Here is a 25,324-nt window from a genome sequence, read left to right on the forward strand (position 1 = left end):
TGCGAGATCGTCTCCACGTCGCCCAACGTGTGGTAACCGGCGTCAATCGCCCCGTACCAGCCATTCGGCTCAGCCGCCGCAGCGCCGGCTGACAACAGCCCCGCCATCGCGACGCCGGCGAGAAGTTTCACCTTCATCATATCCCTCATGCTCATTTGTTTGCCCGAAGCCCCATGTATACGGGACGCTCCCGAGGCCGAACGACAATGTACGGTCGCGGTTCCCGATTTTGGCTACGAATGCGGCGACTGTGGCGCCGTTTCAACACATTGGCCGGGCTTTCCCGGATCGAAACGCCTGCTAGGAGAGAGTCTCTCACCAGAGGAGCGCGACATGGCGATTGGGTTTGAAGGTCGGGTGGCCATCGTCACGGGGGCCGGGGGCGGTCTGGGGCGCGAGCATGCCCTGGCGCTGGCCAAACGCGGCGCAAAGGTGGTGATCAACGATCTCGGCGGCGCGCGTGACGGCTCGGGCGGATCGGCGACGGCGGCGGAGTCGGTCGTGGCGGAAATCCGGGCCATGGGCGGCGAGGCGATCGCCAACACCGCTTCGGTCACCGACGCCGTCGCGGTCGAGGCCATGGTCCAGGCCGCGATGGCCGAATGGGGCCGGATCGATATTCTCGTCAACAACGCCGGCGTGCTGCGCGACAAGACCTTCGCCAAGATGGAGCTGGAGGATTTCCGCTTCGTCGTCGACGTGCACCTGATGGGCGCGGTCAACTGCACCAAGGCGGTGTGGGACATCATGCGCGAGCGAAACTACGGCCGCATCGTCATGACCACCTCGTCGTCGGGCCTGTACGGCAATTTCGGCCAGTCGAACTATGGCGCGGCCAAGATGGCCCTCGTCGGACTGATGCAGACGCTGTCGATCGAAGGCGCGAAGAACGACATCCGCGTCAACTGTCTGGCGCCGACAGCCCATACCCGGATGACCGAGGACCTCGGCGCCCGCCTGCCGCTGGAGCTTCTGGGGCCCGACACGGTGTCGCCGGGCCTGCTCTACCTCGTCAGCGAGGACGCGCCGAGCCGCTGCATCCTGACGGCCGGCGCCGGCGGCTTCGAGCGCGCCTATGTCACCCTGACCCAGGGCATCCGCGCCGTCGGCGAGGACGCCGCCGAGCAGGTCGCAGCCCGCTTCGCCGAAATCTCGGACCGCACGGGCGAGATCGTCCCCGAAATGGGCGCGGCCCAGGGCATGATCGAGTTGTCGAAGGCGCAAGCCGCGCATAAGTAGGTTCTGAAACAAAACTCTCTATCGGGGAAAATCCGCCATGCGCGAAGCCGTCATCGTCTCCACCGCCCGTACGCCCATCGGCCGCGCCTATCGCGGGGCCTTCAACGACACCCAGGCGCAGCAGCTGGGCGCCCATGCGGTGCGCCACGCCGTGGCCCGGGCGGGCGTCGACCCCGCCGAGATCGAGGACGTGGTCATGGGCGCGGCCCTGCAGCAGGGCTCGACGGCGCCCAATGTCGCCCGCCAGATCGCGCTGGCCGCCGGCCTGCCCTCCACGGTTCCCGGCATGAGCCTGGACCGCCAGTGCGCCTCGGGCCTGATGGGCATCGCCACGGCCGCCAAACAGGTCATCTTCGACCAGCAGAAGATGGCGGTGGGCGGCGGCCTGGAGTCCATCTCCCTTGTGCAGAACCAGCACATGAACCTGTACCGCGGCAAGGACGAGGACCTGCTGAAGCTCTCGCCGCACATCTATATGTCGATGCTGGAGACCGCCGAGGTCGTGGCCCGCCGCTACAACATCAGCCGCGACGCCCAGGACGAATACGCCCTCCAGTCGCAGCAGCGCACCGCCGCCGCCCAGGCCGCCGGCCGCCTCGACGCGGAGATCGTGCCCATGACCACGACCATGCTGGTCGTCGACAAGGCCACGGGCGAAACCTCGCGGAAGGAGGTCACCCTCTCGAAGGACGAGGGCAATCGCGCCGACACCACGCTCGAGGGTCTGAAGTCGCTGAAGCCGGTGTTCGGCTCGGGCGAGGAAATCCAGCAGGGCGAGTTCATCACCGCCGGCAACGCCAGCCAGCTGTCGGACGGCGCCTCGGCCTGCGTTATCATGGAGGCCGGCGAGGCGGTGAAGCGCGCGCTGCAGCCGCTCGGCGCCTATCGCGGCATGGTCGTCGCCGGCTGCGAGCCCGACGAAATGGGCATCGGCCCGGTCTACGCCGTGCCCAAGCTGCTCAAGCGCCACGGCCTGACTGTCGACGACATCGGCATCTGGGAGCTGAACGAGGCCTTCGCCGTGCAGGTGCTGTACTGCCGCGACCGGCTGGGTATTCCGAATGACCGGCTCAACGTCTCGGGCGGCGCCATTTCGATCGGCCACCCCTACGGCATGTCGGGCGCGCGGATGACCGGCCACGTCCTGATCGAGGGCAAGCGGCGGGGCGCCAAATACGGCGTCGTCACCATGTGCATCGGCGGCGGCATGGGCGCCGCCGGCCTGTTCGAGATCTACTAGGAAACGCCGGGAGGCGGCGGCTTCCCCGCAGCCTCCCAGGCGGCGCATTCGGCCTCGATCTTCGCGTACCATCGGGCGCGCAGGACGGCGGGGCGACCCGGGTAGCGGTCGTCGAGGAAGTCGGCCTCAACGACGCGGTCGGTGCGGAAGGTGCGGAAGTCGTCCCGCGTTTCGCACCAGCCGACCAGCAGCCGCTTGGTTTCGCGATAACCGACCAGACAGGGCCAGATGACACGCAGGCTCTCCTTGCCCTGCTCGTCCGCATAGTGGAGGCGCAGCTTGCGGCCCGCGTGTATCCATGCGCGGACCCTGGCCATATCCAGCGTCTCGACCTCATGCTTCCAGACCGGGGCGCTGGCGACGGCGGGTTCCAGCACCACGGGGCGCAGCCGTTCCGGCACCGTCGCGGCGATCTTGGCGATCAGGTCGCGGGCGGCGCGGGCCAGGGCCGGATCGCCGCGTCCCGCCACCCACTGGGCGCCCAGCACCGCGGCCTCCACCTCGTCCGAGGTCAGCATCAGCGGCGGCATGTCGAAACCGCCGTCCAGCACATAGCCGATGCCCGCCTCGCCCCGGATCGGGACCCGCTGGGCCATCAGGGTGGCGATGTCGCGATAGATGGAGCGTTTCGACGTCTCCAGTTCGGCCGCGATGGCGTCGGCCGTGACCGGTTTCGACGATCGGCGCAGCACCTGGATGATCTGGAACAGTCGGTCGGCGCGTCTCATTCGGCCACCCTGGATGACGACTGCTGACAGCATGCTGGCAGCAGGGTGGCAGTAGTCAAGACCGGTCGGCGGCGAGGGGCTGCCGGCGCGCTCAAGCAGCGAGGCGCCGCGCGCCGAGCGATAGCGCCACAAAGGAGGTTTCCATGCTCACCCTGTTCCACGCGCCGCAGTCACGCTCGGGCCGCATCGTCTGGCTGCTGGAGGAGATCGGCGCCGACTACGACATCCGTTACGTCGACATTTTCCGCTCCATGACGCTGACGGGGGCCCGCGATCCCGCGAATGCCCATCCCGACGGCAAGGTCCCCGCCCTGCTTCACGACGAGGCGCTGGTCACGGAATCGGCCGCCATCGCCCTCTATCTCACCGACCTGCATCCGGACGCAGGCCTTGGCGCCGCCGTCGGCGCGCCCGGGCGCGCCGCCTACCTCACCTGGCTGGCCTGGACGGCGGGCGAGATGGAGCCGGCCTTCTGGAGCAAGATCAGTGGCGCGACGGAAGCCGACCCGAACGCGAAGGCGCGCTACGACGCGGCCATCGCGCGCCTGCTGACCGCCTTGGCGACCGGCCCGTATCTGATGGGCGAGCGGTTCACGGCCGTCGATGTGATGATCGCCTCGGCCCTCGCCTGGGGCCGCGAATTCGTACCGGATAGCGCCTTGATCGACGCGTATCTTGAGCGCGTGTTGAACCGTCCGGCCAATGCGCGGGCCATGGCGAAGGACGGCGTCCTGCCCGGGGGCGTTCAGGCCGCCTGATCGGAGGCGGCGGCCGATCGGTCGCCGCCGTCCGCGGGGCGTTCGATGGCCCGCAGGGTCGAGACGAAGTCGTCGCGCCAGATGCCGACATCGGTGTCGCGCACGACCTGCATCAGGCATTCCCATTTCCGTTTGCGCTCTTCCAGCGGCATGGTCAGGGCGCGCTTGATGGCGTCGGACAGCTCCTCGCGGCTGAACGGATTGACCAGCAGCGCCTCGCCCATCTGTTCCGCGGCGCCCGCGAAGCGGGACAGCACCAGCACCCCGGGGTCATCCGGATTCTGGGCCGCGACATATTCCTTGGCCACCAGGTTCATGCCGTCGCGCAACGGCGTCACCAGTCCGACCCGCGCGGCGCGATAGATGCCGGCCAGCTGGTCGCGGCGGTAGGTGCGGTTGAGGTAGCGGATCGGCTGCCAGTCCATCTCGGCATAGGCCCCGTTGATGCGGCCGGCCAGGGCGTCGAGCCGGCCCCGGATGTCCTGGTACGCATCGACCTCGTCGCGGGAAATGGGCGTGACCTGCAGCAGCAGGACCTGGGAGCGCATGTCCGGATTGGTCTCGAGGAACTGCTCGTAGCCGAGCAGCCGTTCCTCCAGCCCCTTGGAATAGTCGAGCCGGTCGACGCCGACGATCAGCGACCGGAACGCCGCCGAGGCCGCCATCCGGTCATAGGTCCGGTTCCCCAGGGCAGAGTTCCGAGCCGCGATGAAGCCGTCGACGTCGATGCCGATCGGGAAGACGCCGGTCTGGACCGTCTTGCCGAAGGCCTCCAGCGCGTCGTTGGGCAACAGCTTGCCGTGCACGCTGGGTTCGGCCGCCACATAGTCGCGGAACAGGTCCAGCCATTCGCGGGTCTGGAAACCGATGAGGTCGTAATCGAACATCGCCTCCACCAGGCGGCGATGGTGCGGCAGGGTCACCAGCAGCTGACGCACCGGCCAGGGCGTATGCAGGAAGAAGCCGATGCGGTTCCTGATCCCCAGCCGCCGCAGATCCCGGGCCAGAGGGATCATGTGGTAGTCGTGGATCCAGATGATGTCGTCGGGTTCGATCAGCGGGGCCAGAACCTCGGCGAACCGGGCGTTGGTCCGTTCGTATCCCTCGCCATAGGATCGTTCATAGGCGGTCAGATCGACCCGGTGGTGGAACAGGGGCCAAAGCGTCTTGTTGGCGTAGCCGTTATAATATTCCTCGACATCCTGGGCCTCCAGGTCGACCAGGGCGACGGTGACGCCGGCGCGGTCCTCCATCTTCAGCTCGCCGGTGAAGTGTTCGACCGTCTCGCCGGACCAGCCGAACCACAGGCCGTCGTACTTCTTCAGGGCCGCGGACAGCGCCATGGCCAGGCCGCCGGTCGAGCCGGCGGCGGGGTCCCTGGGCGCGGACACGCGGTTGGAAACGACGATCAGGCGGCTCATAGGCTGTGAACGGCTCCGCTCGCCCCATGGTCGCAACGCGATTTCGTGAAGGGGATCATCTCGCGTCCGTCCACGAACGGCTCAGCAGCACGGCGCAGTTGATGATGCCGACCAGGGAATAGGTCTGCGGATAGTTGCCCCACAGCTCCTTGTCGCCAAGGGACAGGTCCTCTGACAACAGGCCGGCGTGGGTGCGGCGGCTCAGCATTTCCTCGAAGATCTCGCGCGCCTCGGCGTCGCGGCCGTTCTGGTGCAGGGCCTCGATGAACCAGAAGGTGCAGAAATTGAACGCCGTCTCCGGCTCGCCGAAGTCGTCCGGCTCGACATAGCGGAACAGATAGGGGCCCTTCTTCAGGTCGCGCTCGATGGCGTCGAAGGTGGCGACCTGACGCGGATCGCGGGCGTCGAGGAAACCCAGATCCGTCATCTGCAGCAGCGAGGCGTCCAGCTCACGGTTGCCGAAGCTGGCGGCGAACCGCCCCTCGTCCTCCACGAAGGCCTCCTTCTCGATCCGTTCGCGGATCACAGCGGCCCTGTCGTCCCAGAACACCGCGCGGTCGCTCAGTCCGATATGGTCGGCCGCCTTGGCCAGCCGGTCGCAGGCCGCCCAGCACATCACCGAGGAATAGGTGTGGACCCGCGCGATGGTGCGGAACTCCCACAGGCCGGCGTCGACCTGGTCGTGCATGGCGAAGGCGCGGTCGCCGACCTTTTCCAGGGCATGGAAGTCGTCGATCGTGCCGGGCCGCAGCAGACGCTGGTCATAGAAGGTCTGCACCAGCGGCAGTACGATCTGGCCGTACACATCGTGCTGCAGATGCTCGCGCGCCTGATTGCCGATGCGCACCGGCTTCATGCCGCGATAGCCTTCGACGGTCTCGGTGATCCGCTCGTCGATGTCCTCTTCCAGACCGACGCCATAGACCGGCTGGACATGGCCGCCCGCGGAGGCGTCGACCAGATTGCGCAGATAGCCGAGATAGTTTTCCAGCAGGTCGACCGCGCCCAGCCGGTTCAACGCCCGTACGACGTAATAGGCGTCGCGGATCCAGCAGTAGCGATAGTCCCAGTTGCGCCCGCTCTCGGGAAACTCGGGCACCGAGGTGGTCATGGCGGCGACGATCGCCCCGGTTTCCTCATAGGCGCAGAGCTTCAGCGTGATCGCCGCGCGGATCACCGCCTCCTGGTAGTCCAGCGGCAGGTACAGGGTGCGGACCCAGTCCTGCCAATAGGCGACGGTGCGGTCCAGCGCCGCCGAAACCCCGGGCCCGACGTCCTGGTCGTAGCCCTCGTCGGGGCCGAGGAAGAAGGCGTGCGGCCGTTCGAGGCGGAACACCCGCTCGTTCAGAATGTGCGACACCGGGCAGTCGGTCGTCAGCCGGAAGGTCACGTCCGTGCACAGATAGCGGATGTGGTTCGAGCCGTTGGTCGTGGCGGCCCGGCGGGCGCCCCAGTCGGCGGATGGACGCAGGCGCACGCGGATGCGCGGCGATCCGCCCAGCGGCCGCACGATCCGTCCGAAGGCCAGCGGGCGATAGGTCCGGCTGTGCTTGGGATGACGGGGGGCGAAATCGATGATCTCGACCGAGGCGCCGTCCGCGGCTGTCAGCACGGTCCGCAGCACCGGGGTGTTGCGGACATAGGCCTGCTCGACCGTCGCCTGACCTTCCAGTTCGATGTCCCAGAATCCGTGCTCGGGATCGAGGCCGTCCATCAGGGCCGAAAAAACCGGATCTCCGTCCACGCGCGGCGCGCAGGCCCAGACATAACGGCCGTTGCGGTCGATCAGGGCGCTGATGGAGCAGTTGCCGACGGGGGCGAGGTCGAGGTTCGGGGTCATGGCGTCTCCTCGACAGCGTCCAGCCAGGCCAGAACGGCGTCCACGTCCGGCAAGCCATAGAGCGCGGCGGTCTCGCGCGACGGTCCGACCAGAACGCCGAACCCGCCGAGGGCGGCGGCGGCCCGGAATCCATCCTCATCCGTCAGATCGTCGCCGAGCATGACGGGGATGGCGCCCTCGAACGGCGCCTCGGCCATGAAGGCGGTCAGGGCCGTGCCCTTGTCCGTACCGGGCGTTTTCAACTCCACGACCAGATTGCCGGCCTGAAGCGTCAGGCCGGTCTCGCCCGCCAGCCGGGCGGCCAGGGCGGCTACCGCGTCGGCCTCGCCCCGAGCCTGGCGAAAGTGAAGGCCGGCGGACACGGCCTTGTCCTCGACGATCACGCCCGGCCGGGTCTCGGCGAAATCGTGGAAGGCCGCCACGGCGTCCCGCACCGCCGGGTCGGCCTCGGCCCGGTCGAGCGACCCGTCCGCCCGCCGGCGCTCCAGACCGTGCACGCCCGAGGCGGAGGCGGAGGCGCTTTCGGCGATACGGTCGATCTCAGCGATTGTCCGTCCACTGATGATGGCGACCCGGCCGTTCAGCCGTTCGGCCACGCTCCGGATGACGGCGGTCCGCCTTGCATCGGGCACGACAGCGTCCGGCGTCGCCGCCAGCGGGGCCAGAACGCCGTCCATGTCTAGGAACAGCGCCGGGCGCGGCAGGCGGGCGGGCGGCGTGGGCAAAGACGGATTGGCGTCGGCGGCCGTGTTCACAGCGTCGATGATCAGGTCGGACGTCCCCATGGTCAAGCTAACGCGCCCGCGCGCCGATGGTTGTCGCCGTCGCCCATTTTCTTTCGCGTTGCAGCATGACCGGCGGTCGCCGGGGCGTTGTGAAACCGCACGGGATAGGCCAATTCCGGACCATGACCGACCCCGCCCCGCCCGCCGACCCCGCCGCCATGACCGCTCGCGCCCGCGAGGTCATTCAGCTGAACATCGTCGCGCTTCAGGCGCTGGAGAGCGGTCTGGACGACGGCATCGCCCGCGCCTGCGAGATCATCCTGTCCCGGCCCGGCTATGTCGTGGTCACCGGCATGGGCAAGTCGGGTCACATCGGCGGCAAGATCGCCGCCACCCTGGCCTCGACCGGCACCAACGCCTTCTTCGTCCATCCGGCCGAGATGAGCCACGGCGACCTGGGCATGCTGCGCAAGGACGTCACCCTGCTGGCCATCTCCAACTCGGGCGAAAGCCGCGAGCTGCGCGACCCCCTGATCTATTGCGGGCGCGAGGGCATTCCGGTCATCGGCCTGACCCAGCGGCCGAACAGCTTCCTCGGCCGCTCGTCCGCCGTCTGCCTGACCATGCCCCAGGTGGCCGAGGCCTGCCCCAACGGGCTCGCGCCGACGACCTCGACCCTGATGACCCTCGCCCTGGGCGACGCCCTGGCCATGGTTCTGATGGACCGGCGCGGCTTCACCGCCGAGGCCTTCGGCCTGCACCATCCCGGCGGCAAGCTGGGCATGAGCCTGCAGAGCGTGCGTGACTGGATGGGCGACCGTCCGCCGGCGCCGGCGACCGTGCCCCTGACCGCGACCTTCGCCGAGGTGGTGTCGGCCATCACCGAGGGCCGCAAGGGCGCGGCGGCCGTACTGGCCGACGACGGGACGCTGGCCGGGATCGTCACCGACGGCGACATCCGCCGGGCCTTCTCGCGCGACCTCGCCGGCCTCACCGCCGCCGACGTCATGAGCCCGCGCCCCAAGGTCATCGGACCGGACGCCCGCATGAGCGACGCCGTCGATCTGATGACGCAGAACAGGATCGCCACCCTGCTGGTGGTCGAGGCCGACCGCCCCGTGGCCATCGTCCACATCGCCGAACTGATGCAGGCCGGCTACGTCGGCTAGTAGGCGCGAAGCCCGTCGATATTGCCGGGCGGGGAATAGCGGCAGGCCAGAATGGACCGGTCGCCGCGGACCGCGATGGCGCAGCCGACATGGGTCGTGCCGCTCCAGACCACCTGGGTGTAGTGGCCGACGTCGACCCAGTTGCCGGTGCGGCTGACATTCGGGAAGACGCCCGGGCGGTACTGCGCCTTTTTGGCGATCCACTCGCCGACCATCTCTTCCGGCGTGAACGCGCGCTCGCCCCAGCCGCCCCACAGGTTCTCGCCATGTCCGTGCATCGACGGATCGTGCGCGAAACGGCCGGTGGAGATCAGCTCCCGGGACCAGTCCCGGGCTTCAGATTCCAGATCGTCGCTCCAGACCAGCGGCGGCGCGCCGGCTCTGGCCCGTTCGGTGTTGTGCGCCGCGAGCAACCGCGACTCGATCTGGTCCGAAGGCCTCGAATCGCGGGGCGGCGCGATCAGCACCACCGGTCGCGCGGACCGGGACGCCGGCTCGATCAGCGGCGCCCGCTCCGCCCCGGGCGCATGGCCGCCGGCGCAGGCGGCGACCGGCAGAAGGCCGGCCAGGATCAGGAGCAGGGAACGGCGCATGGAGCTTCCTCGGTCAGGTGAGGAGACATAGCGTCCCGGCCCCCGCGCCGTTCCCGTGCCTGTATCAGCGGGCGGCGTCGACCATCGGCGTGTCGATCAGCGCCTTTGCGGTGTCGTCGCCTTCCAGCGTCAGGGTCACGGCCGGCTTGCCGGCCCGGAACTCCTCCATGGCGGTCATCTTGCGAGCGCGCATGGCGTCGGCCAGGGCGTCCATGTCGAGACCGGCGGCCCGCGCCTGGGCGAACATGCCCTCCGAACGCATCTCCTCCTCCTTGACGTGGTGCTCGATCATCTCGGACAGCACCTTGACCTTGGCGTCGTAGAAATCCTCTTCCGGGCCGCCGGCCTCGATATCGTTGATCATCAGCTTGGCGCCGTCGTGCTCGACATAGGCCTCGTTCAGCAGGTCTTCCTCGATCTTGCCGCGGCACGCCGGATAGAAGACTTCTTCCTCGATCACGGTGTGGACCTTGAGCTCAAGGCAGGCCTGTTCGGCCAGCGCCTGCTTCTTCGCCTTCGATGTCGCCTTTTCGAACGCCGCGAAAATGTCCTCCACCTTGCGGTGATCGGCCTTCAGCATGGCGATCGCATCCATCTCTTCGTAGGTCCGGGCCATGGTCGTATCCTCCTGACAGTGAGTTGTGTCTGGCGGCCTAAGGCGCGGAGCACGGGACGTGTTCCCACGGCCAAGTTAGGTGCGAGTCGTTCGCGGAAAACTGGCCGGCCGGGCGTCCGGCAGCTGACACAACGGGGTCATTTCGATGGATGTTGCGTGCACCGGGCCAGTCAGCAAAGGAGCAGAGGAGCGGCCCATGATCGATCCCGACGGGTTCCATATGGAGGCTGTCCGCCCCGCGCCTGGCTGGCGCTGCCCTCAAAATACTTGACGTTGACGTAAACGTAGCGTTTCTGACCCCAACCGCTCGAATCCGTCCTTATTGGAGACCGACTCCCATGGCCGACGCCTATATCTACGACGCCGTGCGCACCCCGCGCGGCAAGGGCAAGAAGGACGGATCCCTGCACGAGATCACGGGCCTCAGCCTGGCGACCCAGGTGCTGGAGGCCCTGCGCGACCGAAACGATCTGGACACCTCGAAGGTCGATGACGTCATCCTCGGCTGCGTCACCCCGGTGGGCGAACTCGGCGCCGACATCGCCCGCACCGCCGTCCTCTCGGCCGGCTGGGCCCAGACCGTCGCCGGCGTCCAGGTCAACCGCTTCTGCGCCTCGGGCCTCGAAGCGGTGAACATGGCCACGGCCAAGGTGAAGTCCGGCGAGGCCGACTTCGCCGTCGGCGGCGGGGTCGAGGCGATGAGCCGCGTGCCCATGGGCTCGGACGGCGGCGCCTGGCCCGTCGACCCCTCCTCGGCCTTTCCGACCTATTTCGTGCCCCAGGGCGTCTCGGCCGACATGATCGCCTCGAAATACGGCTTCAGCCGCGACGACGTCGACGCCTATTCGATGGAAAGCCACAAGCGCGCCGCCGCCGCCTGGGCCGACGGCCGGTTCTCGAAATCGGTGGTGCCGGTCCGGGACCAGCTGGGCCTGACCATCCTCGACCGCGACGAGACCATCCGTCCCAACACCGACATGCAGACCCTGGGCGCCCTGAACCCGTCCTTCGCCATGATGGGCGAGATGGCCTTCGACTCCGTGATCGGCCAGCGCTACCCCGAGGTCGAGCGCATCACCCACGTCCACACGCCGGGCAATTCGTCGGGCATCGTCGACGGTTCGGCCGGCGTGCTGATCGGTTCGCTGGAAGCCGGCAAGGCCCTGGGCCTCAAGCCGCGCGCCAAAATCCTCGGCGGCGCCTCGATCGGCTCCGAGCCCTCGATCATGCTGACCGGTCCCGAGCTCGTGACCCGCAAACTGCTGGGCAAGCTGGGCATGACGACCGCCGACATCGACCTGTGGGAGCTGAACGAGGCCTTCGCCGCCGTGGTGCTGCGCTACATGCAGGCGCTCGACATCGACCATGCGAAGATGAACGTGAACGGCGGCGGCATCTCCATGGGCCACCCGCTGGGCGCCACCGGCGCCATGATCACCGGCATCGCCCTGGACGAGCTGGAGCGGTCGAACAAATCGACCGCCCTGATCACCCTGTGCATCGGCGGCGGCATGGGCACCGCCACCGTCATCGAACGGGTCTGATGGAGATGGGACGCGTCGGCTCGATCGATCAGGAGTTCGCCGCGGTCACGGGTCACTGGTCGCCGCGCGTCGTCGCGGACCTGAACGGCCAGAGCGTGAAGGTGGCCAAGATCCAGGGCGATCTGACCTGGCACGCCCATGCCGACGAGGATGAGCTGTTCCTGATCTGGAAGGGACAGATGATCATCGAGTATCGCGACCGGCCCGCTGTCCATCTCGGCCCCGGGGACTTCCACGTCGTGCCCCGCGGCGTCGAACACAATCCGGTCGCGGCCGAAGAATGCTGGGTGGTTCTGTTTGAGCCAGCCGAAACCAGACACACGGGCGATGTCGTGATGGCGAAGACGAAAACCGTCTCGGCCCAACGCGCCCACCTCAACCCTCAAGCCGACGGGAACGCATCATGAGCCTCGAGAATTTCAAGATCGACGTCGATGCAGACGGCATCGCCCTGATCACCTTCGACGTCCCGGGGCGGTCGATGAACACCCTGACCTCGGGCGTGATGAAGGAAATCCCCGAATGGGTCGAACGGGTGAAGACCGACGACGCCATCAAGGGCGCGGTCCTGACCTCGGGCAAGGCCTCGGGCTTCTGCGCCGGTGCCGACCTGGGCGACATGGCCGGCGGCATGCTGGCCGGTGGCTCGTTGCAGGAAGCCTACGAGGCCGGTTGGAAATTGAACGACGCCCTGCGCGCGCTCGAGACCTGCGGCAAGCCGGTCGCCGCCGCGATCAACGGCCTGGCCCTCGGCGGCGGGCTCGAACTGACGCTGGCCTGTCACTACCGGGTCGTCGGCGACGACAACAGGATCCAGCTCGGCCTGCCCGAGATCAAGGTCGGCCTCTTCCCCGGCGGCGGCGGCACCCAGCGCCTGACGCGCCTGATCGGCGTCCAGGCGGCCATGATGGCCATGACCGAGGGCAAGTCCTTCCGTCCCAACGACGCCAAGGGCGCCGGCTTCGTCCACGAGGTCGTGGCCAAGGGGTCTGAGGTCGAGGCCGCCAAGGCGTGGATCAAGGGCGGCGGCAAGGCCGTCCAGCCGTGGGACGACAAGTCCTTCAAACTCCCCGGCGGCGGCCCCTACCATCCGGCCGGCATCCAGAATTTCCTCGTCGGCAATGCGATGATCCGCAAGCAGACCTACGGCAACTATCCGGCCGCGACCAATCTGATGAAGGCCGTCTATGAGGGCGTCCAGGTCCCCATGGACGCAGCCCTGCGCATCGAGACGCGCTACTTCATCAAGACCCTGATGACGCCGCAGGCCCAGGCCATGATCCGCAGCCTGTTCCTGTCCAAGCAGGAGCTCGACAAGGGCGCCGTCCGCCCCGCCGGCGTGCCGAAGTCCGATCCGAAGAAGGTCTCCGTCCTCGGCGCCGGCATGATGGGCGCGGGCATCGCCTATGTGCAGGTCATGGCCGGCATCGAGACCGTCCTGATCGACCAGACCCAGGAAGCCGCCGACAAGGGCAAGGCCCACGTCGAAGGCCTGCTGAAGAAGCGGCTGTCGCGCGGCCAGATGACCCAGGAGAAGTTCGACGCCACCCTGGCCCTCGTCACCGCCACCACCGACTATGACCATGTGAAGGGCAGCGACCTCGTGGTCGAGGCCGTGTTCGAAAGCCGCGAGATCAAGGCCGACGTCACGAAACGCGCCGAGGCCCAGCTTCAGCCCGGCGCCATCTTCGGCTCCAACACCTCGACCCTGCCGATCACCGGACTGTCGGAGGCCTCGGTGCGCCCGGCCGACTTCATCGGCATCCACTTCTTCTCGCCCGTCGACAAGATGATGCTGGTCGAGATCATCATGGGCGAGAACACCTCCCAGGAGGCCCTGGCCAAGTCGATCGACTACGTCCTCAAGATCAAGAAGACCCCGATCGTCGTCAACGACAGCCGCGGCTTCTACACCAGCCGTTGCTTCTCCACCTTCCTGACCGAAGGCATGGCGATGCTGAAGGAAGGCTATTCGCCCGCCCTGATCGACAACGTCGGCCGCATGACCGGCATGCCGCGCGGTCCGCTGGAGATGCACGACGACGTCGCCCTGGACCTGTCCTACAAGATCGGCAAACAGACCCGCGCCGACCTCGGCGACAAATACGTGCCGAACCCGGGCGAGGACATCGTCGCCACCATGGTCGAGGGCGGGCGTTTCGGCCGCAAGAACGGCAAGGGCTTCTACGACTACCCCGCTGAAAAGGGCACGCCCAAGACGCTGTGGAAGGGTCTGGCCGACCTCGCCCCGACGACGAAGACCGAAGGGTTCGGCGAAAGCCCCGACTCCCTGGCCAACGTCGAGGCGCTGAAGACCCGCCTGCTGTACCGTCAGGCCGTCGAGGTCGCGCGTTGCTGGGAAGAGGGCGTGATCGACGATCCGCGCGAGGCCGATCTGGGCGCCATCCTCGGCTGGGGCTTCGCGCCCTGGACCGGCGGACCGATCACCCTGATCGACCAGACCGGGCTGAAGGCCTTCGTCGCCAGGGCCGATGAACTGGCCGCCGAACACGGCGACCGCTTCAAGGTGCCGCAGCTGCTGCGCGACATGGCCGCGAAGGGCGAGACCTTCTACGGAAACTTCGAAGGCAAGCAGAAGGCGGCGTAAGTCTTCCTTCTCCCCTCCGGGGGAGAAGGTGGCTCGCGCAGCGAGACGGATGAGGGGGAGGCCAGACGAGGGCCTTCCCCTTTCCTTTTGCGCGACGGGCAGAGCCCCCTCATCCGGCCCTCCGGGCCACCTTCTCCCCCAAGGGGAGAAGGCTAGAGGTTCACCACCTCGAACCCCTCCTCGGCCTGAAGCCGCTCCGCCAGCACCGCGCGGTGACAGCCCGCGTGGTCGGCTTCGAAACACAGCAGCGCCGTCGGCCGGTCCTTCGCGATCTCGCGCAGCCGTTCGAAGGCCAGTTGCGACGGGGGCTCCTCCATATGGCTGGCGAAGATCTCGCGCATCTCGCCGATATGGCCCTTGCGCGCCGCGTCGCGCCCGGCCTTGGGGGTGCCGAGGTCGCGCAGGTGGACGTATTCGATCCCGGCCTCGGCCAGACTCGCGCCCAGCACCGTCTTGGAAAAGCCGGCCCGCCGCGACGCCGCCACCGCCCGCACGTCGGCCAGAACGGTCACGCCCGCGGCCTTGAGCCGGTCGATCACGGCGGCCTGCGGCTCGCCCTCGTATCCGATGGTGAAGAGTTTCATGCTCCCCCACATGGGTCCGGTGTCCGCTTGACGCCAGCGGCTTTCGGCTCCACCCCTCCGGTCGCCTCAACCGGAGCCGCGTCATGATCCGCCCCATCGCCCTCGCCCTCCTTCTCGCCTCCGCCGCCTGGAGCGCCGATGCGCAGGAACTGCTGATCCGGGGCGGTACGATCTACACGGGCGTGGCGGAGCGGCCGACGGCCGAGGTCGTCCTCGTCCAGGACGGCCGGATCGCCTATGTCGGCCCGGCGTCGGGCGCGCCCGAGGTCGACTACGCCGAAACGCTCGACCTCAAGGGCGCGGTTCTCTTCCCCGGCTTCACCGACGGCCATGCCCATCTGGACGGCATCGGCTGGCGCGAGCTGACCCTGAATCTCGAGGGCTCGACCTCGGTCGCCGACGCCATGGCGAAGCTCACGGCATGGGCGGCCGCCCATCCCGAAGGTCCCATCATCGGACGGGGGTGGATCGAGACGCGCTGGCCAGAGGCCCGCTTTCTCACCGCCGCCGATCTGGACGCCGCCGCGCCGGGCCGCGTCGTCCTGCTGGGCCGGGCCGACGGTCACGCCGTGGTCGCCTCTTCCGCCGCCCTCGCGGCCGCCGGGATCACCGCCGACACCGTCGCCCCCTCGGGCGGCGAGATCCTGAAGGACGACGGCGGCCGACCGACCGGCCTGCTGGTCGACGCCGCCGAACAGCTGGTGGCCGGCCTCATGCCCCAGGCCAATCCCGCCGCCCTGCGCGAAGCCTATCGCGCCGGCTTCCGCGTCGAGGCCGCCTATGGCTGGACCGGCGTCCACTTCATGAGCGCGCCGTGGAAGGACATCCCCCTGCTGGAGGACATGGCCGAGGACGGCGAGGCTCCGCTGCGGATCTACAACAGCGTCACCCCGGACGGCGCGACCGAGCTGATCGCCGGAGGCCCGCGCAGCGTCGCCGACGGCCGCATCATCACCCGGGCGATCAAATATTACGCCGACGGCGCCCTCGGCTCGCGCGGCGCGGCCCTGTTCGAGCCCTATGCCGACCGGCCCGACACCACCGGCCTGATGCAGATCACGGAGCAGGAGATCGTGCCCCTGTACCAGGCGGCGCTGAGGGGCGGCATCCAGATCGCCACCCACGCCATCGGCGACCGCGGCAACGCCTCGGTGGCGGAATGGTACCAGCAGGCGCTCGCCGGCGTGGCCCCGGCCGATCGGCCGAACGGGGCGGATGTGCGCTGGCGGATCGAGCACGCCCAGATCCTGCGGCCCGCCGACTATCACTGGTTCAGGGACCTGCCGATCATCGCCTCGATGCAGCCCAGCCACGCCATCGGCGACCTGTATTTCGCCCCCGCCCGCCTCGGCGACGCCCGCCTCGACGGCGCCTACGCCTGGCGCAGCCTCGTCGATCTCGGCGTCATCGTGGTCGGCGGCTCTGACGCGCCGGTGGAGCGCGGGTCCCCCCTGATCGAATTCTACGCCGCCGTCGCCCGCGCCGATCTGGAAGGCCACCAAGGCCCCGACTGGCGTCCGAACGAGGCGGTGGATCGCGCCACGGCGCTGAAAATGTTCACCCTCTGGCCCGCCTACGCCAGCTTCCGCGAGGCCGAGCTGGGCACGATCGAGGTCGGCAAGCGCGCCGACCTGACGGCCTTCGACGTCGACCTGATGACCGCCCCCGTCGCCGACATTCCCAAGGGCCGGGCCGTGCTGACCGTGGTCGACGGAGTCGTCGTCTATCGCGCCGACTGAACCCGAAAGCAAAACGGGACGGCCCCTCGCGGAACCGTCCCGTCTTGATGCGGTCCGCCATTGGCCCTAAGGCTGCGGCGGCTCCGCGGGCGTGATGTAGTGGTAGCCTGAAAGCTTCCCAAGCTTTTCGTGCGGGTTCGATTCCCGCCGCCCGCTCCAGCCGTCCCCTATTCGCGGGTGACGGCCACGCCGCGATCCGCGAGGATTTCCTGCACGCTGTCATCGCCGGCCAGGTGGGCGGCGCCCACGGCGATGAAGGCCGTGCCCGAACCCGCCAGCAAGGTCTGGATCTGACCCGCCCAGTCGGTGTTCCGCTGGACCAGCAGGGCCTCGTAGACGGCCGGGGCTTCGGACCGCATCTCGTCGACCGCGACCTCTTTCAGCGTCGCCACATCGCCCGCGGCCCAGGCGTCCACCATCCGGTCCAGCTCGACCGTGGCGTCGTCATAGGCCTCGAGCGTAGAGCGCAGGAAGGAGAGCTGGTCGGCTTCCGACATGCCGGCCAGGATGCCGATCTGCCTGTCGATGGTCTCGAAGCCGTGGACCGGCTTGCCCGCCGCGTCGGCGCGGGCCTTGAGGATCAGCTCAACGCCCGACTGGGGGTCGTAGCCCGCCTTGACCAGAGGCGCGACCGACAGGGTCAGGCCGGCCAGCCACGGGCGGAAGATGTCCAGCTGGGCCGCGGTCATGCCGGCGCCCGCCGCGGCGGCTCCCAGGGCGACCATTTCCTCGGCCGTCAGCAGGCTGGACAGCGGGCGATCCGGCGAGACGCCATGCTGCTGGATCAGCGGAAGGAGCGCAGCCTGGTCGTCGGGGTTGGATATCTCGAACCAGATATCGTCGGCGCTGGCGAAGGCGGCGTCCACCCTGGCCGATCCCCAGGCGGTGGTCGGGCGCAGCACGTGGACCGTGCCGAACAGGTACAGGGTGGAGTCGGCGTCGCGGACGACCCACAGGGCCGGCCCGGCGCCGTCCGCCTGCGGGACCGCGCGGGCGGCGACCGCGGGGGCGGGGGCGGCCTCGACGGCCTGGGCGAACGCCTGGGCGGGCTGGAAGGCCACCGCGCCGGCGAGGCCGAGGCCGAGGACGGCCCCGAGGGCGGTGCGGGCCAGATGGGCGGCGCGGGTCTTCAGGGGGGTGGAAACGGTCATGGGGTTACTCCTTGGGAAAGGTCGAAAGCGATTTTGTGACGGGCCGGCGGGCGCCGATCAGTCCTCGGTGAAGATGGATTCGATGGGCTGGCCGAAGACCTTCGCGATGCGGAAGGCCAGGGGCAGCGACGGGTCATAGCGGCCGGTCTCGAGGGCGTTGACGGTCTGGCGCGAGACGCCGAGCGCGTCGGCGAGATCGGCCTGGCTCCAGTCGCGTTCGGCCCGGAGCACCTTGAGGCGATTGTTCATGCGAACCCCCCTACCTGTGTTTCAGCCACCAGCCAGCCCACGCGAGGGTGTAGCCGGCGAGCTGGAACAGCAGGATGGACATCATGCCCGAGACGAAGATGTCGGCGGCCCGGGAGCCGAAACCGGAGGGAACCGGGACGTCCTGCGCTCGCATCATCAGGGTCAGCAGCAGCACGGCGCCGACGGCCATGCCGCCCGTTCCGCCCCACCACCACGCCCATTTGTGAGCTTCCCGCGCCGCCTCGTCGATCCCGCGCCACCACCAGACGGCGGCGGCGAGGCCGGCCGCCATGGCGGCGGAGATCATGGCTGCGGTGAGCGCGACGCCCGCCGGACCCGGCTGGTCACCGAGGAAGGCGCTGCCCGCCCCGGCCAGACCGCCCAGAACCAGGGAGCCGACAAGAACGGCGACGGTGACGCCCGGTCCGTGCGGGCGCTTCGGCGTGGTGAACTCGTTCATGACAAGGCTCCCTGTCGATTTGACAAGGATGTTTTACATCAAGGCACGTGAGTGTCAAGCGTCCTTGTCCAGGCCGGCGTCAGGCTTCGGGGAGGGCGGCGGGGCGGGTTTCGGCAGCGACCAGCTCGGGCCGGCTGAGCGCGCGGGGCGACTGGTCGACCGGGCCCAGTTCCGGCAGCTCCTTGCCTTCATGGTCGACCTGCAGATCCTCGAACCGGCGCGCCGAGACCATGACCTGGCTCTCCAGCGAGCCGACGAACTGGTTGTATTTGCCGACGGCGGTGTCGAGGGCGCGACCGACCGCGGCGGCGTGGCCGCCCATGACCGACAGGCGTTTGTAGAGTTCCTTGCCCAGTTTCGCGACGTCTTCCGCGTTGCGCGCCTGTTCCTCGGCGCGCCAGCCGTAGGCGACGGCCTTGCACAGGGCGAACAGGGTGGTCGGGGTGACGATGACCACGCGCGAGGCCATGGCCGTGGTCATCAGGTCGGGTTCGTGGTCCAGCGCGGCGGCGAGGAAGGCGTCGCCGGGCACGAACATGGCGACGAAATCGGGGCTGGGCTTGAACTGGTCCTGATAGGCCTTGGACGACAGCTGGCGCACGTGGGTCTTCATACTGGTCGCGGTGCGCAGGGAGGCGGCCTTCGCCTGCGCCTCCTCGTCGCCGTCGGCCTCGTCGCCGAAGGCCAGGGAGACCTTGGCGTCGATGACGAACATGCCGCCGCCGGGCAGGCGGACGACGAAGTCGGGACGCGACTGGCGGCCTTCCTCATTGGCGGACGAGGACTGTTCCTCGAAGTCGAACCGGCCCGCCATGCCGGCGGCCTCCAGCACATTGCGGCAGGTCTGTTCGCCCCAGCGGCCGCGGCGGCCGGTGTTGCCGCGCAGGGCCTCGGTCAGGCGCCGCGCCTCGTCGCGGGTGGCGGTCGAGGCGGTCATCAGCAGGGCCAGCTGTTCCTTGAGGCCGCCGGTCTCCTCGTTGCGGGTCTTTTCGAGCGCCGCGACATGTTCCTGGAACAGCTTCAGGGTGTCAGCCACCGGCTTCAGCTGGGCCTCCATCCGCTGCTGCGACATCAGTTCGCGGGTGCGGAAGGTCTCGTCGGTGCGTTTGAGCAGCTCCTCGGCCACGGCGTTGGCCGACTGGGCGGCCTGGGCCCGGAGCAGTTCGGTCGAGGTCGCGGCCTGATCCTCGAACAGGCGCATGCGGGCCTCGGTCTCGGCGTAGCGCTCGCGCAGCTCCCAGGCCCGGGTGTCGGCCGCGGAGGCGCGGCGGCGCTCCATCAGGGCCCAGGCGAGAGCGATGACGGCGACCGCCGCGGCGGCGAAAAAGGCGACGAGCGAAGCGTTCATGCTCCGTTCCTTAACCGGAGTCGCCGGGAGCGGCTATGGCGGCCCCATCGCGTAAAAACACCGTTCACACCGTTCACACCGTTCGCTTCGTTCGCTCCGTCTGCTTCACCGAGGATCGGCGAAGCGCGGCGCGTCGGAGACAGGATGGCGCACGCCTGCGTCAGAATCGGTCGCAAGGCGCTCAGGCCGGTCGCCGCTGTCTCAGCGCCTGGATGATGGTGCCGTCGTCCAGCCAGTCCAGTTCGCCGCCGACGGGCACGCCGCGCGCCAGGGAGGTGATCACGACGCCGGTGTCGGCCAGCCGCTCGGCGAGATAGTGGGCCGTGGTCTGGCCGTCGACGGTGGCCGGCAGGGCCAGGACCACCTCCTTCGCCTCGCCGCCGCGCACGCGTCCGACCAGTTCGGCGACCCGCAGCGCATCGGGGCCCACGCCGTCCAGGGCCGAGAGCAGGCCGCCCAGCACATGATATTTGCCGCGAAAGGCCCCGGACCGCTCCATGGCCCACAGGGCGCCGGCCTCCTCGACGACGCAGATCAGGGCGTTGTCGCGCGACCCGTCCGAACAGATCGAGCAGGGATTGCGCGTGTCAGGCGCGCCGCAGACCGAACAGGACGACACCTTCTCCGCCGTCTCGGCGAGAGAGACCGCCAGCGGGACCAGCAGTTGCTCGCGCTTCTTGAGCAGGGCCAGGGCCGCGCGCCGGGCCGAGCGGGGGCCGAGGCCGGGCAGCTTGGCCAGCAGGCTGATCAGCCGTTCGATCTCGGGTCCCGCGGAGGCAGCCATGACCCGCGCATAACATGGGGGTCGGCGGGTTGCCTATCTCTCGGCCGGCGGCGAGGCGGGGTTCAGCGTTCTCCGGGCCGGGAGGGCTGGTTCATCACAAAGGACACAAAGGAAAACCACAAAGGACACAACGGGGCCTGAGCGGAGGACGGAGCTGAGCTCGACGCCTCGGGACGCCTTTTGATCGACGCCAGGGCGTCGATCGAATCAAGGCGGCGAAGCCGCAATCCGGACGTGCGGACCAAGACACTCAACCGGACGCATCACCGGTCCCGTCGTGTCCTTTGTGGTTTTCCTTTGTGTCCTTTGTGAAGAACCTGCCGGCCGCCCGCACCGTTCCCGGCGCAGCCTGACTCAATCGGCGGACTCAGAACAGCTTGGGCATGCCGGGGATGTTCATCCCGGCCATCGGGCCGGCGGCCTCGCGCATCAGGGCGCCGTTGGCCTCGTCCAGCTTGCGCTTGGCGTCGGCGTGGGCGGCGACGATCAGGTCGGCGAGGATCTCGCCCTCGCCGGGCACCAGCAGACTGTCGTCGATGACCACCGAGGTGATCTCGCCCGCGCCCTTCAGGGCGACGGTGACGAGGCCGCCGCCCGAGGTTCCGGACGCCGTGGTTTCGGCCATTTTCGCCTGGGCGTCCTGCAGCTTCTGCTGCATCGCCTGGGCCTGCTGCATGAGGGCGTTGAGGTCTTTCATGCCCTCTAGATAGGCCCCGCCGCCCCGCGCCCGCAAGGGAGCCGCCGGATCACAGCCGCGCTATTCGTAACAGTTTTTGTTTCCGAAAGACTGGCGCCGGCGGCGCGAGCGCCTAATTAGTAGTCGCCACAGTTGCTGATGCTGATTCAGGAGGATTTCCCATGGCTTTCGACGCCGCCCCCGTTCGTGACCGCCCCTTGGCCGAGCCCGCCCTGGCCCAGTTGTTCACCGAGGCGCGCACCCGCAACGCCTGGTCCGACCGGCCGGTGCCGGAAGACCTGCTGCGCCGGCTGTACGACCTGACCAAATTCGGACCGACGGCCGTCAACAACACCCCGGCCCGCTTCGTCTTCGTGACCTCGCCCGAGGCCAGGGCGCGGCTGATCCCGCTGATGAGCGAGGGCAACCGGGCCAAGACGCTGCAGGCGCCGGTCAATGTGATCATCGGCCACGATCTGGCCTTCCCGGACACCCTGCCGCGGCTGTTCCCGCACGCGCCGGGCGCCAAGGACTGGTTCCCCGACGAAGCCTCACGCCGCGAGTCCGCCTTCCGCAACGCCTCGCTGCAGGGCGGCTATTTCATGCTGGCGGCGCGGGCTCTGGGGCTCGACGTCGGGCCGATGTCGGGCTTCGACCCCGAAGGCGTGAAGGCGGAGTTCTTCGCCGGCACGGACATCGAGCCGAACTTCATCGTCAACCTCGGCTACGGCACGGACGAGAACCTGTTCCCGCGATCGCCGCGGTTGGGGTTCGAGGAGGCGGCGCGGATTCTGTAGGGCGAGCCTTTGTCATCCCGGACGCCGCGAAGCGGCGATCCGGGACGGCGGCCATCATCGCCCTGTCCTCCCGGAAGCCGCGCAGCGGTTGTCCGGGAGACGGGTTGCCGCGGCTTCAACCCTGACCTGTCACCCGGATAGCGGCTGACGCCGCTTCCGGGCGGATGTCCCGGTGCAATCAAGCGTCCCGGATCGCCGCTTCGCGGCGTCCGGGATGACAAGGCAGAAGCAAGAGCGACCGAAAGCGGATTTTCGCCAGGGGCCACTATGGGTGGAAAGCGGACATCGCCCTGTGCAACGCTGCTGCTCGGAGGCGTGGACGCTGCGATGACCATCTTCAACAAGATCAGGGCGGCCATCCTCGTCGCCGAGGCACGACGGCTTTCGTCAATCCATCAGACAGGGCAGGCGTTCGAGAAGATAATCGCCGCTTATTCGCGTCTGGGGGAGCAACCTCCGTCCGTGAAACTACCCCTAGAGGTGAACCTGAGTCTGGCTGCGATGGCGGCCAACGCTAATCGCTACGGTCTTGTTTACGACGCCCTCGCTTTGGTGGAGGGCCAACTGCAAACTGATCGTTCACTGAGCGAACAGGACCGTGGATACGTTCGGGCCTACATCAAGGCACTCAGACTCCTCTGCGACGGGACTAGCTGGGGTGTGGCATTGTCGGACGGGGATGTGGTGGCGGGGGCGCACCCGAGGGGAGTGAAGAGGCACTTGCGCGCAAACTTTCCGCTCGTGTGATCTGCGTCGACGTCCGCAATGGGTCGGAAGCAGCCTTCGACCCACCGCCACCCTCAGTCCTCTTCTACGGCCTCATCCGGGATCGCCGGCAGCTCCACCGGCGGCGCCAGGGTCTTGATCTCGCCGATCTTTGCGCCGGGGAAGGCCTCCATCACCGCCATGATGAAGGGGTCGGCCTCGACGCCGGCGCGCTCCTCGCCCCGTTTGCGGCGGTCGATCTCGATCATGGTCTCGCCGCCGCCCTGGCCGTTGGCGGCGATCAGCCAGGTGCGGCCGGTCCAGTCCTTGAGCCGCGAGGCCAGCTTGCGCGCCAGATCCATCGGCGCGCCGTCGAGGCTTTCATAGGTGATGGCGCCGGGCTTGAAGGCCACGGGACGCACATAGCGCTGGACGTCCATCTGCAGGCCGACCTCGCGCTTCTCGCCGATCAGGGCGACGACCTGCTCGAACGACTGCGGGTCGGGCAGGGCCGGCGCGGCGACCGGACGGGCCGCCAGCTGGGCCGAGGCGCCGCCGCCTCCGCCACCGCCGCCCGAAGGGCCGCGCGGGGCCGCGCCGCCGGGCATGGGCTCGCCGTCGCGCAGGGCCTTGAGCGCTTCTTCCGGCCCGGGCAGGTCGGCGGCGTAGGCGAGGCGGACGATGGCCATTTCGACGGCGTCGGCGGGATTCGGGGCGCGGCGGACCTCGTCCAGCGCGCGCAGCAGCATCTGCCAGACCCGGGCCAGGGTGCCGGCCGAGATGACCGCGCCGAGGGCCGTCAGCTTCTGGGCCTGATCGTTGGGCAGGCGGGTCGCCTGCGGTCCCAGCATCTTGGCGACCGAGGCGGCGTGGCAGTGCTCGAGCAGGTCGTTGGTGATCTGCACCGGGTCGGCGCCGTAGCCGTAGAGGGTGCGGAACAGCTCCAGCGCCTCGGGCGTGCGGCCGGCCATGATGGATTCGAACAGGGCGATGGTCTGGCTGCGGTCGGCGAGGCCGAGCATGTCGCGCACGATCTCGGTCTTCACCGTCTCGCCGCGGTCGCCCTGGACCAGGGCCTGGTCGAGCAGGCTGAGGCCGTCGCGGACCGAACCCTCGGCGGCGCGGGCGATGAGGGCGAGGGCGTCCTGTTCGATCTTCATCCCCTCGCGGTCGGCGATGCGGGCGAGGTGTTCGACGAGGATTTCGGGCTCGACACGGCGCAGGTCGAACCGCTGGCAGCGGGACAGGATGGTCACCGGCACCTTGCGGATCTCGGTGGTGGCGAAGATGAATTTGGCGTGGGGCGGCGGCTCTTCCAGCGTCTTCAGCAGGGCGTTGAAGGCCTGGTTGGACAGCATGTGGACTTCGTCGAGGACATAGACCTTGTAGCGCGCCTCGACGGGGGCGTAGCGGACGCTCTCGATGATGTCGCGGATGCCGTCGATGCCGGTGTGGGAGGCGGCGTCCATCTCGACCACGTCCATGTGCTGGCCGGCCATGATGGCGGCGTCGTGGCGGCCCTGATCGGTCAGGGCCAGCGACGGACGGTCGATGCTGTCGGTCTCGTTGTTGAGGGCGCGGGCCAGCAGGCGGGCGGTGGTCGTCTTGCCGACCCCCCGCACGCCCGTGAGCATGAAGGCGTGGGCGATGCGGCCGGTGGCGAAGGCGTTGGTCAGGGTGCGGACCATGGCCTCCTGGCCGATCAGGTCCTCGAAGGTGTGCGGCCGGTATTTGCGGGCGAGGACGGTATAGGCCGAGCCGTCGTCGGCGTGGGCGGCGGGGCCGGCGTCGGAGGGGGACGCCTTGGCGGCGGGTTTGGCCTCCGCCTTCGGCGCGTCGGGAGTCGCGGCGGCCTCGGCCTCGCGCATGCCGGCGGGCTCGGGGGCCCCGAACATGTCGTCGGTGTCGGGATCGCGCTCGACGACGTCTGCGTCAGGCGCATCTTCCTCCCAGGGAGGGCCATCGAGACTAGGATCGGCGTCGCTCATGCATCCGTCTTACAGCGAGAGGGCCGCATCGCGCACCCCCTCGCCGCAAGGGACGGTGGATCAGTCGGTCAGATCGCGAATCTGTCCGCCGTCGGCGCGAATGCGGGCGATGACCTGCTTGTGCAGCCAGATGTTCATCGAGGCGGTGTCGGAGGTGTCGCCGGTGTAGCCCAGCTCATTGGCCAGCTCCTTGCGCTCGGCGAGGGTGGAATCCATGCCGGTCAGCTTCATCAGATCGACGATGGAGGTGCGCCAGTTCAGCTTCTGGTCCCGCTGCTCATTCATGAAGTCGAGGATGCCGTCGACATCGACGGGCGCCGCGGCGGCGGGCGCGGCCGTCGGGGCGGCCGTCGGGGCCGGAG

The 25,324-nt window shown here is 68.7% G+C and carries 25 protein-coding genes and 1 tRNA gene; 11 read left to right on the forward strand and 15 right to left on the reverse strand.

The window, feature by feature from the left end:
- Window positions 1–333 precede the first annotated feature (333 nt).
- Window positions 334–1,239, forward strand: coding sequence for an SDR family NAD(P)-dependent oxidoreductase (locus WC555_RS13230; RefSeq protein WP_373254244.1), 906 nt, complete (start codon window positions 334–336; stop codon window positions 1,237–1,239).
- Between the two features lie 37 nt (window positions 1,240–1,276).
- On the forward strand, window positions 1,277–2,479 hold the full coding sequence (locus tag WC555_RS13235; protein WP_373254246.1) for an acetyl-CoA C-acyltransferase: 1,203 nt from the start codon (window positions 1,277–1,279) through the stop codon (window positions 2,477–2,479).
- Here the strand turns inward: WC555_RS13235 and WC555_RS13240 are convergent.
- Window positions 2,476–3,207 carry a helix-turn-helix transcriptional regulator gene (locus WC555_RS13240; protein ID WP_373254248.1) on the reverse strand — a complete coding sequence of 244 codons (732 nt, stop codon included), beginning with the start codon at window positions 3,205–3,207 and terminating at the stop codon, window positions 2,476–2,478. The two genes, WC555_RS13235 and WC555_RS13240, sit on opposite strands and share 4 nt — an antisense overlap.
- Before the next feature lie 143 nt (window positions 3,208–3,350).
- On the opposite strand from WC555_RS13240, the gene WC555_RS13245 reads away from it, so the two are divergent.
- Entirely contained in the window at window positions 3,351–3,965 is a 615-nt protein-coding gene (locus WC555_RS13245) for a glutathione S-transferase family protein (protein ID WP_373254249.1), read from the forward strand.
- On the opposite strand, the gene WC555_RS13250 is transcribed toward WC555_RS13245, so the two are convergent.
- Genes WC555_RS13250 through otsB form a run of 3 tightly spaced genes read right to left on the reverse strand, consistent with a single transcriptional unit; the run spans window position 3,953 to window position 8,011 of the window.
- Window positions 3,953–5,386, reverse strand: coding sequence for a trehalose-6-phosphate synthase (locus WC555_RS13250; protein ID WP_373254251.1), 1,434 nt, complete (start codon window positions 5,384–5,386; stop codon window positions 3,953–3,955). The genes WC555_RS13245 and WC555_RS13250 overlap by 13 nt on opposite strands.
- A gap of 55 nt (window positions 5,387–5,441) precedes the next feature.
- Entirely contained in the window at window positions 5,442–7,226 is a 1,785-nt protein-coding gene (locus WC555_RS13255; RefSeq protein WP_373254253.1) for a glycoside hydrolase family 15 protein, read from the reverse strand.
- Entirely contained in the window at window positions 7,223–8,011 is a 789-nt protein-coding gene (otsB, locus tag WC555_RS13260; RefSeq protein WP_373254255.1) for a trehalose-phosphatase, read from the reverse strand. The genes WC555_RS13255 and otsB overlap by 4 nt, the downstream gene beginning before the upstream one ends.
- A 122-nt stretch (window positions 8,012–8,133) precedes the next feature.
- Here otsB and WC555_RS13265 point away from each other — a divergent pair, with 122 nt between their 5' ends.
- Complete coding sequence (locus WC555_RS13265) at window positions 8,134–9,120, forward strand: SIS domain-containing protein (protein WP_373254257.1); 987 nt, start codon at window positions 8,134–8,136, stop codon at window positions 9,118–9,120.
- Here the strand turns inward: WC555_RS13265 and WC555_RS13270 are convergent.
- Entirely contained in the window at window positions 9,117–9,713 is a 597-nt protein-coding gene (locus WC555_RS13270; protein ID WP_373254258.1) for a CAP family protein, read from the reverse strand. The two genes, WC555_RS13265 and WC555_RS13270, sit on opposite strands and share 4 nt — an antisense overlap.
- Window positions 9,714–9,777: 64 nt before the next feature.
- Window positions 9,778–10,329 (reverse strand): hemerythrin domain-containing protein, encoded by a 552-nt coding sequence (locus tag WC555_RS13275; RefSeq protein WP_373254260.1) that lies wholly within the window; start codon window positions 10,327–10,329, stop codon window positions 9,778–9,780.
- A 338-nt stretch (window positions 10,330–10,667) separates the two neighbouring features.
- Here WC555_RS13275 and WC555_RS13280 point away from each other — a divergent pair, with 338 nt between their 5' ends.
- The 3 genes from WC555_RS13280 to WC555_RS13290 are packed head-to-tail and all read left to right on the forward strand — an operon-like array spanning window position 10,668 to window position 14,481.
- Entirely contained in the window at window positions 10,668–11,873 is a 1,206-nt protein-coding gene (locus WC555_RS13280; protein ID WP_373254262.1) for an acetyl-CoA C-acetyltransferase, read from the forward strand.
- Window positions 11,873–12,280, forward strand: coding sequence for a cupin domain-containing protein (locus WC555_RS13285; RefSeq protein ID WP_373254263.1), 408 nt, complete (start codon window positions 11,873–11,875; stop codon window positions 12,278–12,280). The genes WC555_RS13280 and WC555_RS13285 overlap by 1 nt, the downstream gene beginning before the upstream one ends.
- Window positions 12,277–14,481, forward strand: coding sequence for a 3-hydroxyacyl-CoA dehydrogenase NAD-binding domain-containing protein (locus WC555_RS13290; protein ID WP_373254264.1), 2,205 nt, complete (start codon window positions 12,277–12,279; stop codon window positions 14,479–14,481). The genes WC555_RS13285 and WC555_RS13290 overlap by 4 nt, the downstream gene beginning before the upstream one ends.
- A 152-nt stretch (window positions 14,482–14,633) precedes the next feature.
- On the opposite strand, the gene WC555_RS13295 is transcribed toward WC555_RS13290, so the two are convergent.
- Window positions 14,634–15,065, reverse strand: coding sequence for a DUF488 family protein (locus tag WC555_RS13295; protein ID WP_373254265.1), 432 nt, complete (start codon window positions 15,063–15,065; stop codon window positions 14,634–14,636).
- Window positions 15,066–15,148: 83 nt separating this feature from the next.
- Here WC555_RS13295 and WC555_RS13300 point away from each other — a divergent pair, with 83 nt between their 5' ends.
- Entirely contained in the window at window positions 15,149–16,804 is a 1,656-nt protein-coding gene (locus tag WC555_RS13300; RefSeq protein WP_373254266.1) for an amidohydrolase, read from the forward strand.
- Window positions 16,805–16,889: 85 nt separating this feature from the next.
- Window positions 16,890–16,963: transfer RNA gene (locus WC555_RS13305), tRNA-Gly, on the forward strand.
- 8 nt (window positions 16,964–16,971) lie between these two features.
- Here WC555_RS13305 and WC555_RS13310 read toward each other — a convergent pair.
- From WC555_RS13310 to WC555_RS13335, 6 genes are all read right to left on the reverse strand, one after another.
- Window positions 16,972–17,955: a TraB/GumN family protein gene (locus tag WC555_RS13310; RefSeq protein WP_373254267.1), complete on the reverse strand. Its 984-nt coding sequence runs from the start codon at window positions 17,953–17,955 to the stop codon at window positions 16,972–16,974.
- Window positions 17,956–18,012: 57 nt separating this feature from the next.
- Window positions 18,013–18,204 carry a helix-turn-helix transcriptional regulator gene (locus WC555_RS13315; protein WP_300465404.1) on the reverse strand — a complete coding sequence of 64 codons (192 nt, stop codon included), beginning with the start codon at window positions 18,202–18,204 and terminating at the stop codon, window positions 18,013–18,015.
- A 10-nt stretch (window positions 18,205–18,214) separates the two neighbouring features.
- Window positions 18,215–18,664, reverse strand: coding sequence for a hypothetical protein (locus tag WC555_RS13320; RefSeq protein WP_373254269.1), 450 nt, complete (start codon window positions 18,662–18,664; stop codon window positions 18,215–18,217).
- Between the two features lie 79 nt (window positions 18,665–18,743).
- A complete protein-coding gene (locus WC555_RS13325; RefSeq protein WP_373254271.1) occupies window positions 18,744–20,012 on the reverse strand; it encodes a DNA recombination protein RmuC in 1,269 nt (422 codons plus the stop codon).
- A gap of 181 nt (window positions 20,013–20,193) precedes the next feature.
- Window positions 20,194–20,796: a recombination mediator RecR gene (gene recR, locus WC555_RS13330; protein ID WP_373254272.1), complete on the reverse strand. Its 603-nt coding sequence runs from the start codon at window positions 20,794–20,796 to the stop codon at window positions 20,194–20,196.
- A 367-nt stretch (window positions 20,797–21,163) separates the two neighbouring features.
- On the reverse strand, window positions 21,164–21,493 hold the full coding sequence (locus tag WC555_RS13335; RefSeq protein WP_373254274.1) for a YbaB/EbfC family nucleoid-associated protein: 330 nt from the start codon (window positions 21,491–21,493) through the stop codon (window positions 21,164–21,166).
- A gap of 161 nt (window positions 21,494–21,654) precedes the next feature.
- Here WC555_RS13335 and WC555_RS13340 point away from each other — a divergent pair, with 161 nt between their 5' ends.
- Together WC555_RS13340 and WC555_RS13345 are read left to right on the forward strand one after the other, a co-directional pair.
- Window positions 21,655–22,269, forward strand: a complete 615-nt coding sequence (locus WC555_RS13340; RefSeq protein ID WP_373254275.1) for a malonic semialdehyde reductase — start codon at window positions 21,655–21,657, stop codon at window positions 22,267–22,269.
- Between the two features lie 327 nt (window positions 22,270–22,596).
- A complete protein-coding gene (locus WC555_RS13345) occupies window positions 22,597–23,016 on the forward strand; it encodes a hypothetical protein (protein ID WP_373254277.1) in 420 nt (139 codons plus the stop codon).
- A 53-nt stretch (window positions 23,017–23,069) separates the two neighbouring features.
- Here WC555_RS13345 and WC555_RS13350 read toward each other — a convergent pair whose 3' ends face one another.
- Both WC555_RS13350 and WC555_RS13355 read right to left on the reverse strand, forming a co-directional pair.
- On the reverse strand, window positions 23,070–24,962 hold the full coding sequence (locus WC555_RS13350; protein ID WP_373254278.1) for a DNA polymerase III subunit gamma/tau: 1,893 nt from the start codon (window positions 24,960–24,962) through the stop codon (window positions 23,070–23,072).
- Window positions 24,963–25,022: 60 nt separating this feature from the next.
- A partial coding sequence (locus WC555_RS13355) for a DUF3597 domain-containing protein (protein WP_373254279.1) occupies window positions 25,023–25,324 on the reverse strand: 302 nt, incomplete at its 5' end.

Origin of the sequence: Brevundimonas sp., assembly GCF_041648615.1 — a bacterium.
Taxonomy (GTDB): domain Bacteria; phylum Pseudomonadota; class Alphaproteobacteria; order Caulobacterales; family Caulobacteraceae; genus Brevundimonas.

What these genes read in the sequence shown, in the direction of transcription:
- WC555_RS13230 (WP_373254244.1), top strand. Translation starts at nt 334, where the DNA reads ATGGCGATTGGGTTTGAAGGTCGGGTGGCCATCGTCACGGGGGCCGGG.
- WC555_RS13235 (WP_373254246.1), top strand. Translation starts at nt 1,277, where the DNA reads ATGCGCGAAGCCGTCATCGTCTCCACCGCCCGTACGCCCATCGGCCGC.
- WC555_RS13240 (WP_373254248.1), bottom strand. Translation starts at nt 3,207, where the DNA reads ATGAGACGCGCCGACCGACTGTTCCAGATCATCCAGGTGCTGCGCCGA.
- WC555_RS13245 (WP_373254249.1), top strand. Translation starts at nt 3,351, where the DNA reads ATGCTCACCCTGTTCCACGCGCCGCAGTCACGCTCGGGCCGCATCGTC.
- WC555_RS13250 (WP_373254251.1), bottom strand. Translation starts at nt 5,386, where the DNA reads ATGAGCCGCCTGATCGTCGTTTCCAACCGCGTGTCCGCGCCCAGGGAC.
- WC555_RS13255 (WP_373254253.1), bottom strand. Translation starts at nt 7,226, where the DNA reads ATGACCCCGAACCTCGACCTCGCCCCCGTCGGCAACTGCTCCATCAGC.
- otsB (WP_373254255.1), bottom strand. Translation starts at nt 8,011, where the DNA reads ATGGGGACGTCCGACCTGATCATCGACGCTGTGAACACGGCCGCCGAC.
- WC555_RS13265 (WP_373254257.1), top strand. Translation starts at nt 8,134, where the DNA reads ATGACCGACCCCGCCCCGCCCGCCGACCCCGCCGCCATGACCGCTCGC.
- WC555_RS13270 (WP_373254258.1), bottom strand. Translation starts at nt 9,713, where the DNA reads ATGCGCCGTTCCCTGCTCCTGATCCTGGCCGGCCTTCTGCCGGTCGCC.
- WC555_RS13275 (WP_373254260.1), bottom strand. Translation starts at nt 10,329, where the DNA reads ATGGCCCGGACCTACGAAGAGATGGATGCGATCGCCATGCTGAAGGCC.
- WC555_RS13280 (WP_373254262.1), top strand. Translation starts at nt 10,668, where the DNA reads ATGGCCGACGCCTATATCTACGACGCCGTGCGCACCCCGCGCGGCAAG.
- WC555_RS13285 (WP_373254263.1), top strand. Translation starts at nt 11,873, where the DNA reads ATGGAGATGGGACGCGTCGGCTCGATCGATCAGGAGTTCGCCGCGGTC.
- WC555_RS13290 (WP_373254264.1), top strand. Translation starts at nt 12,277, where the DNA reads ATGAGCCTCGAGAATTTCAAGATCGACGTCGATGCAGACGGCATCGCC.
- WC555_RS13295 (WP_373254265.1), bottom strand. Translation starts at nt 15,065, where the DNA reads ATGAAACTCTTCACCATCGGATACGAGGGCGAGCCGCAGGCCGCCGTG.
- WC555_RS13300 (WP_373254266.1), top strand. Translation starts at nt 15,149, where the DNA reads ATGATCCGCCCCATCGCCCTCGCCCTCCTTCTCGCCTCCGCCGCCTGG.
- WC555_RS13310 (WP_373254267.1), bottom strand. Translation starts at nt 17,955, where the DNA reads ATGACCGTTTCCACCCCCCTGAAGACCCGCGCCGCCCATCTGGCCCGC.
- WC555_RS13315 (WP_300465404.1), bottom strand. Translation starts at nt 18,204, where the DNA reads ATGAACAATCGCCTCAAGGTGCTCCGGGCCGAACGCGACTGGAGCCAG.
- WC555_RS13320 (WP_373254269.1), bottom strand. Translation starts at nt 18,664, where the DNA reads ATGAACGAGTTCACCACGCCGAAGCGCCCGCACGGACCGGGCGTCACC.
- WC555_RS13325 (WP_373254271.1), bottom strand. Translation starts at nt 20,012, where the DNA reads ATGAACGCTTCGCTCGTCGCCTTTTTCGCCGCCGCGGCGGTCGCCGTC.
- recR (WP_373254272.1), bottom strand. Translation starts at nt 20,796, where the DNA reads ATGGCTGCCTCCGCGGGACCCGAGATCGAACGGCTGATCAGCCTGCTG.
- WC555_RS13335 (WP_373254274.1), bottom strand. Translation starts at nt 21,493, where the DNA reads ATGAAAGACCTCAACGCCCTCATGCAGCAGGCCCAGGCGATGCAGCAG.
- WC555_RS13340 (WP_373254275.1), top strand. Translation starts at nt 21,655, where the DNA reads ATGGCTTTCGACGCCGCCCCCGTTCGTGACCGCCCCTTGGCCGAGCCC.
- WC555_RS13345 (WP_373254277.1), top strand. Translation starts at nt 22,597, where the DNA reads ATGACCATCTTCAACAAGATCAGGGCGGCCATCCTCGTCGCCGAGGCA.
- WC555_RS13350 (WP_373254278.1), bottom strand. Translation starts at nt 24,962, where the DNA reads ATGAGCGACGCCGATCCTAGTCTCGATGGCCCTCCCTGGGAGGAAGAT.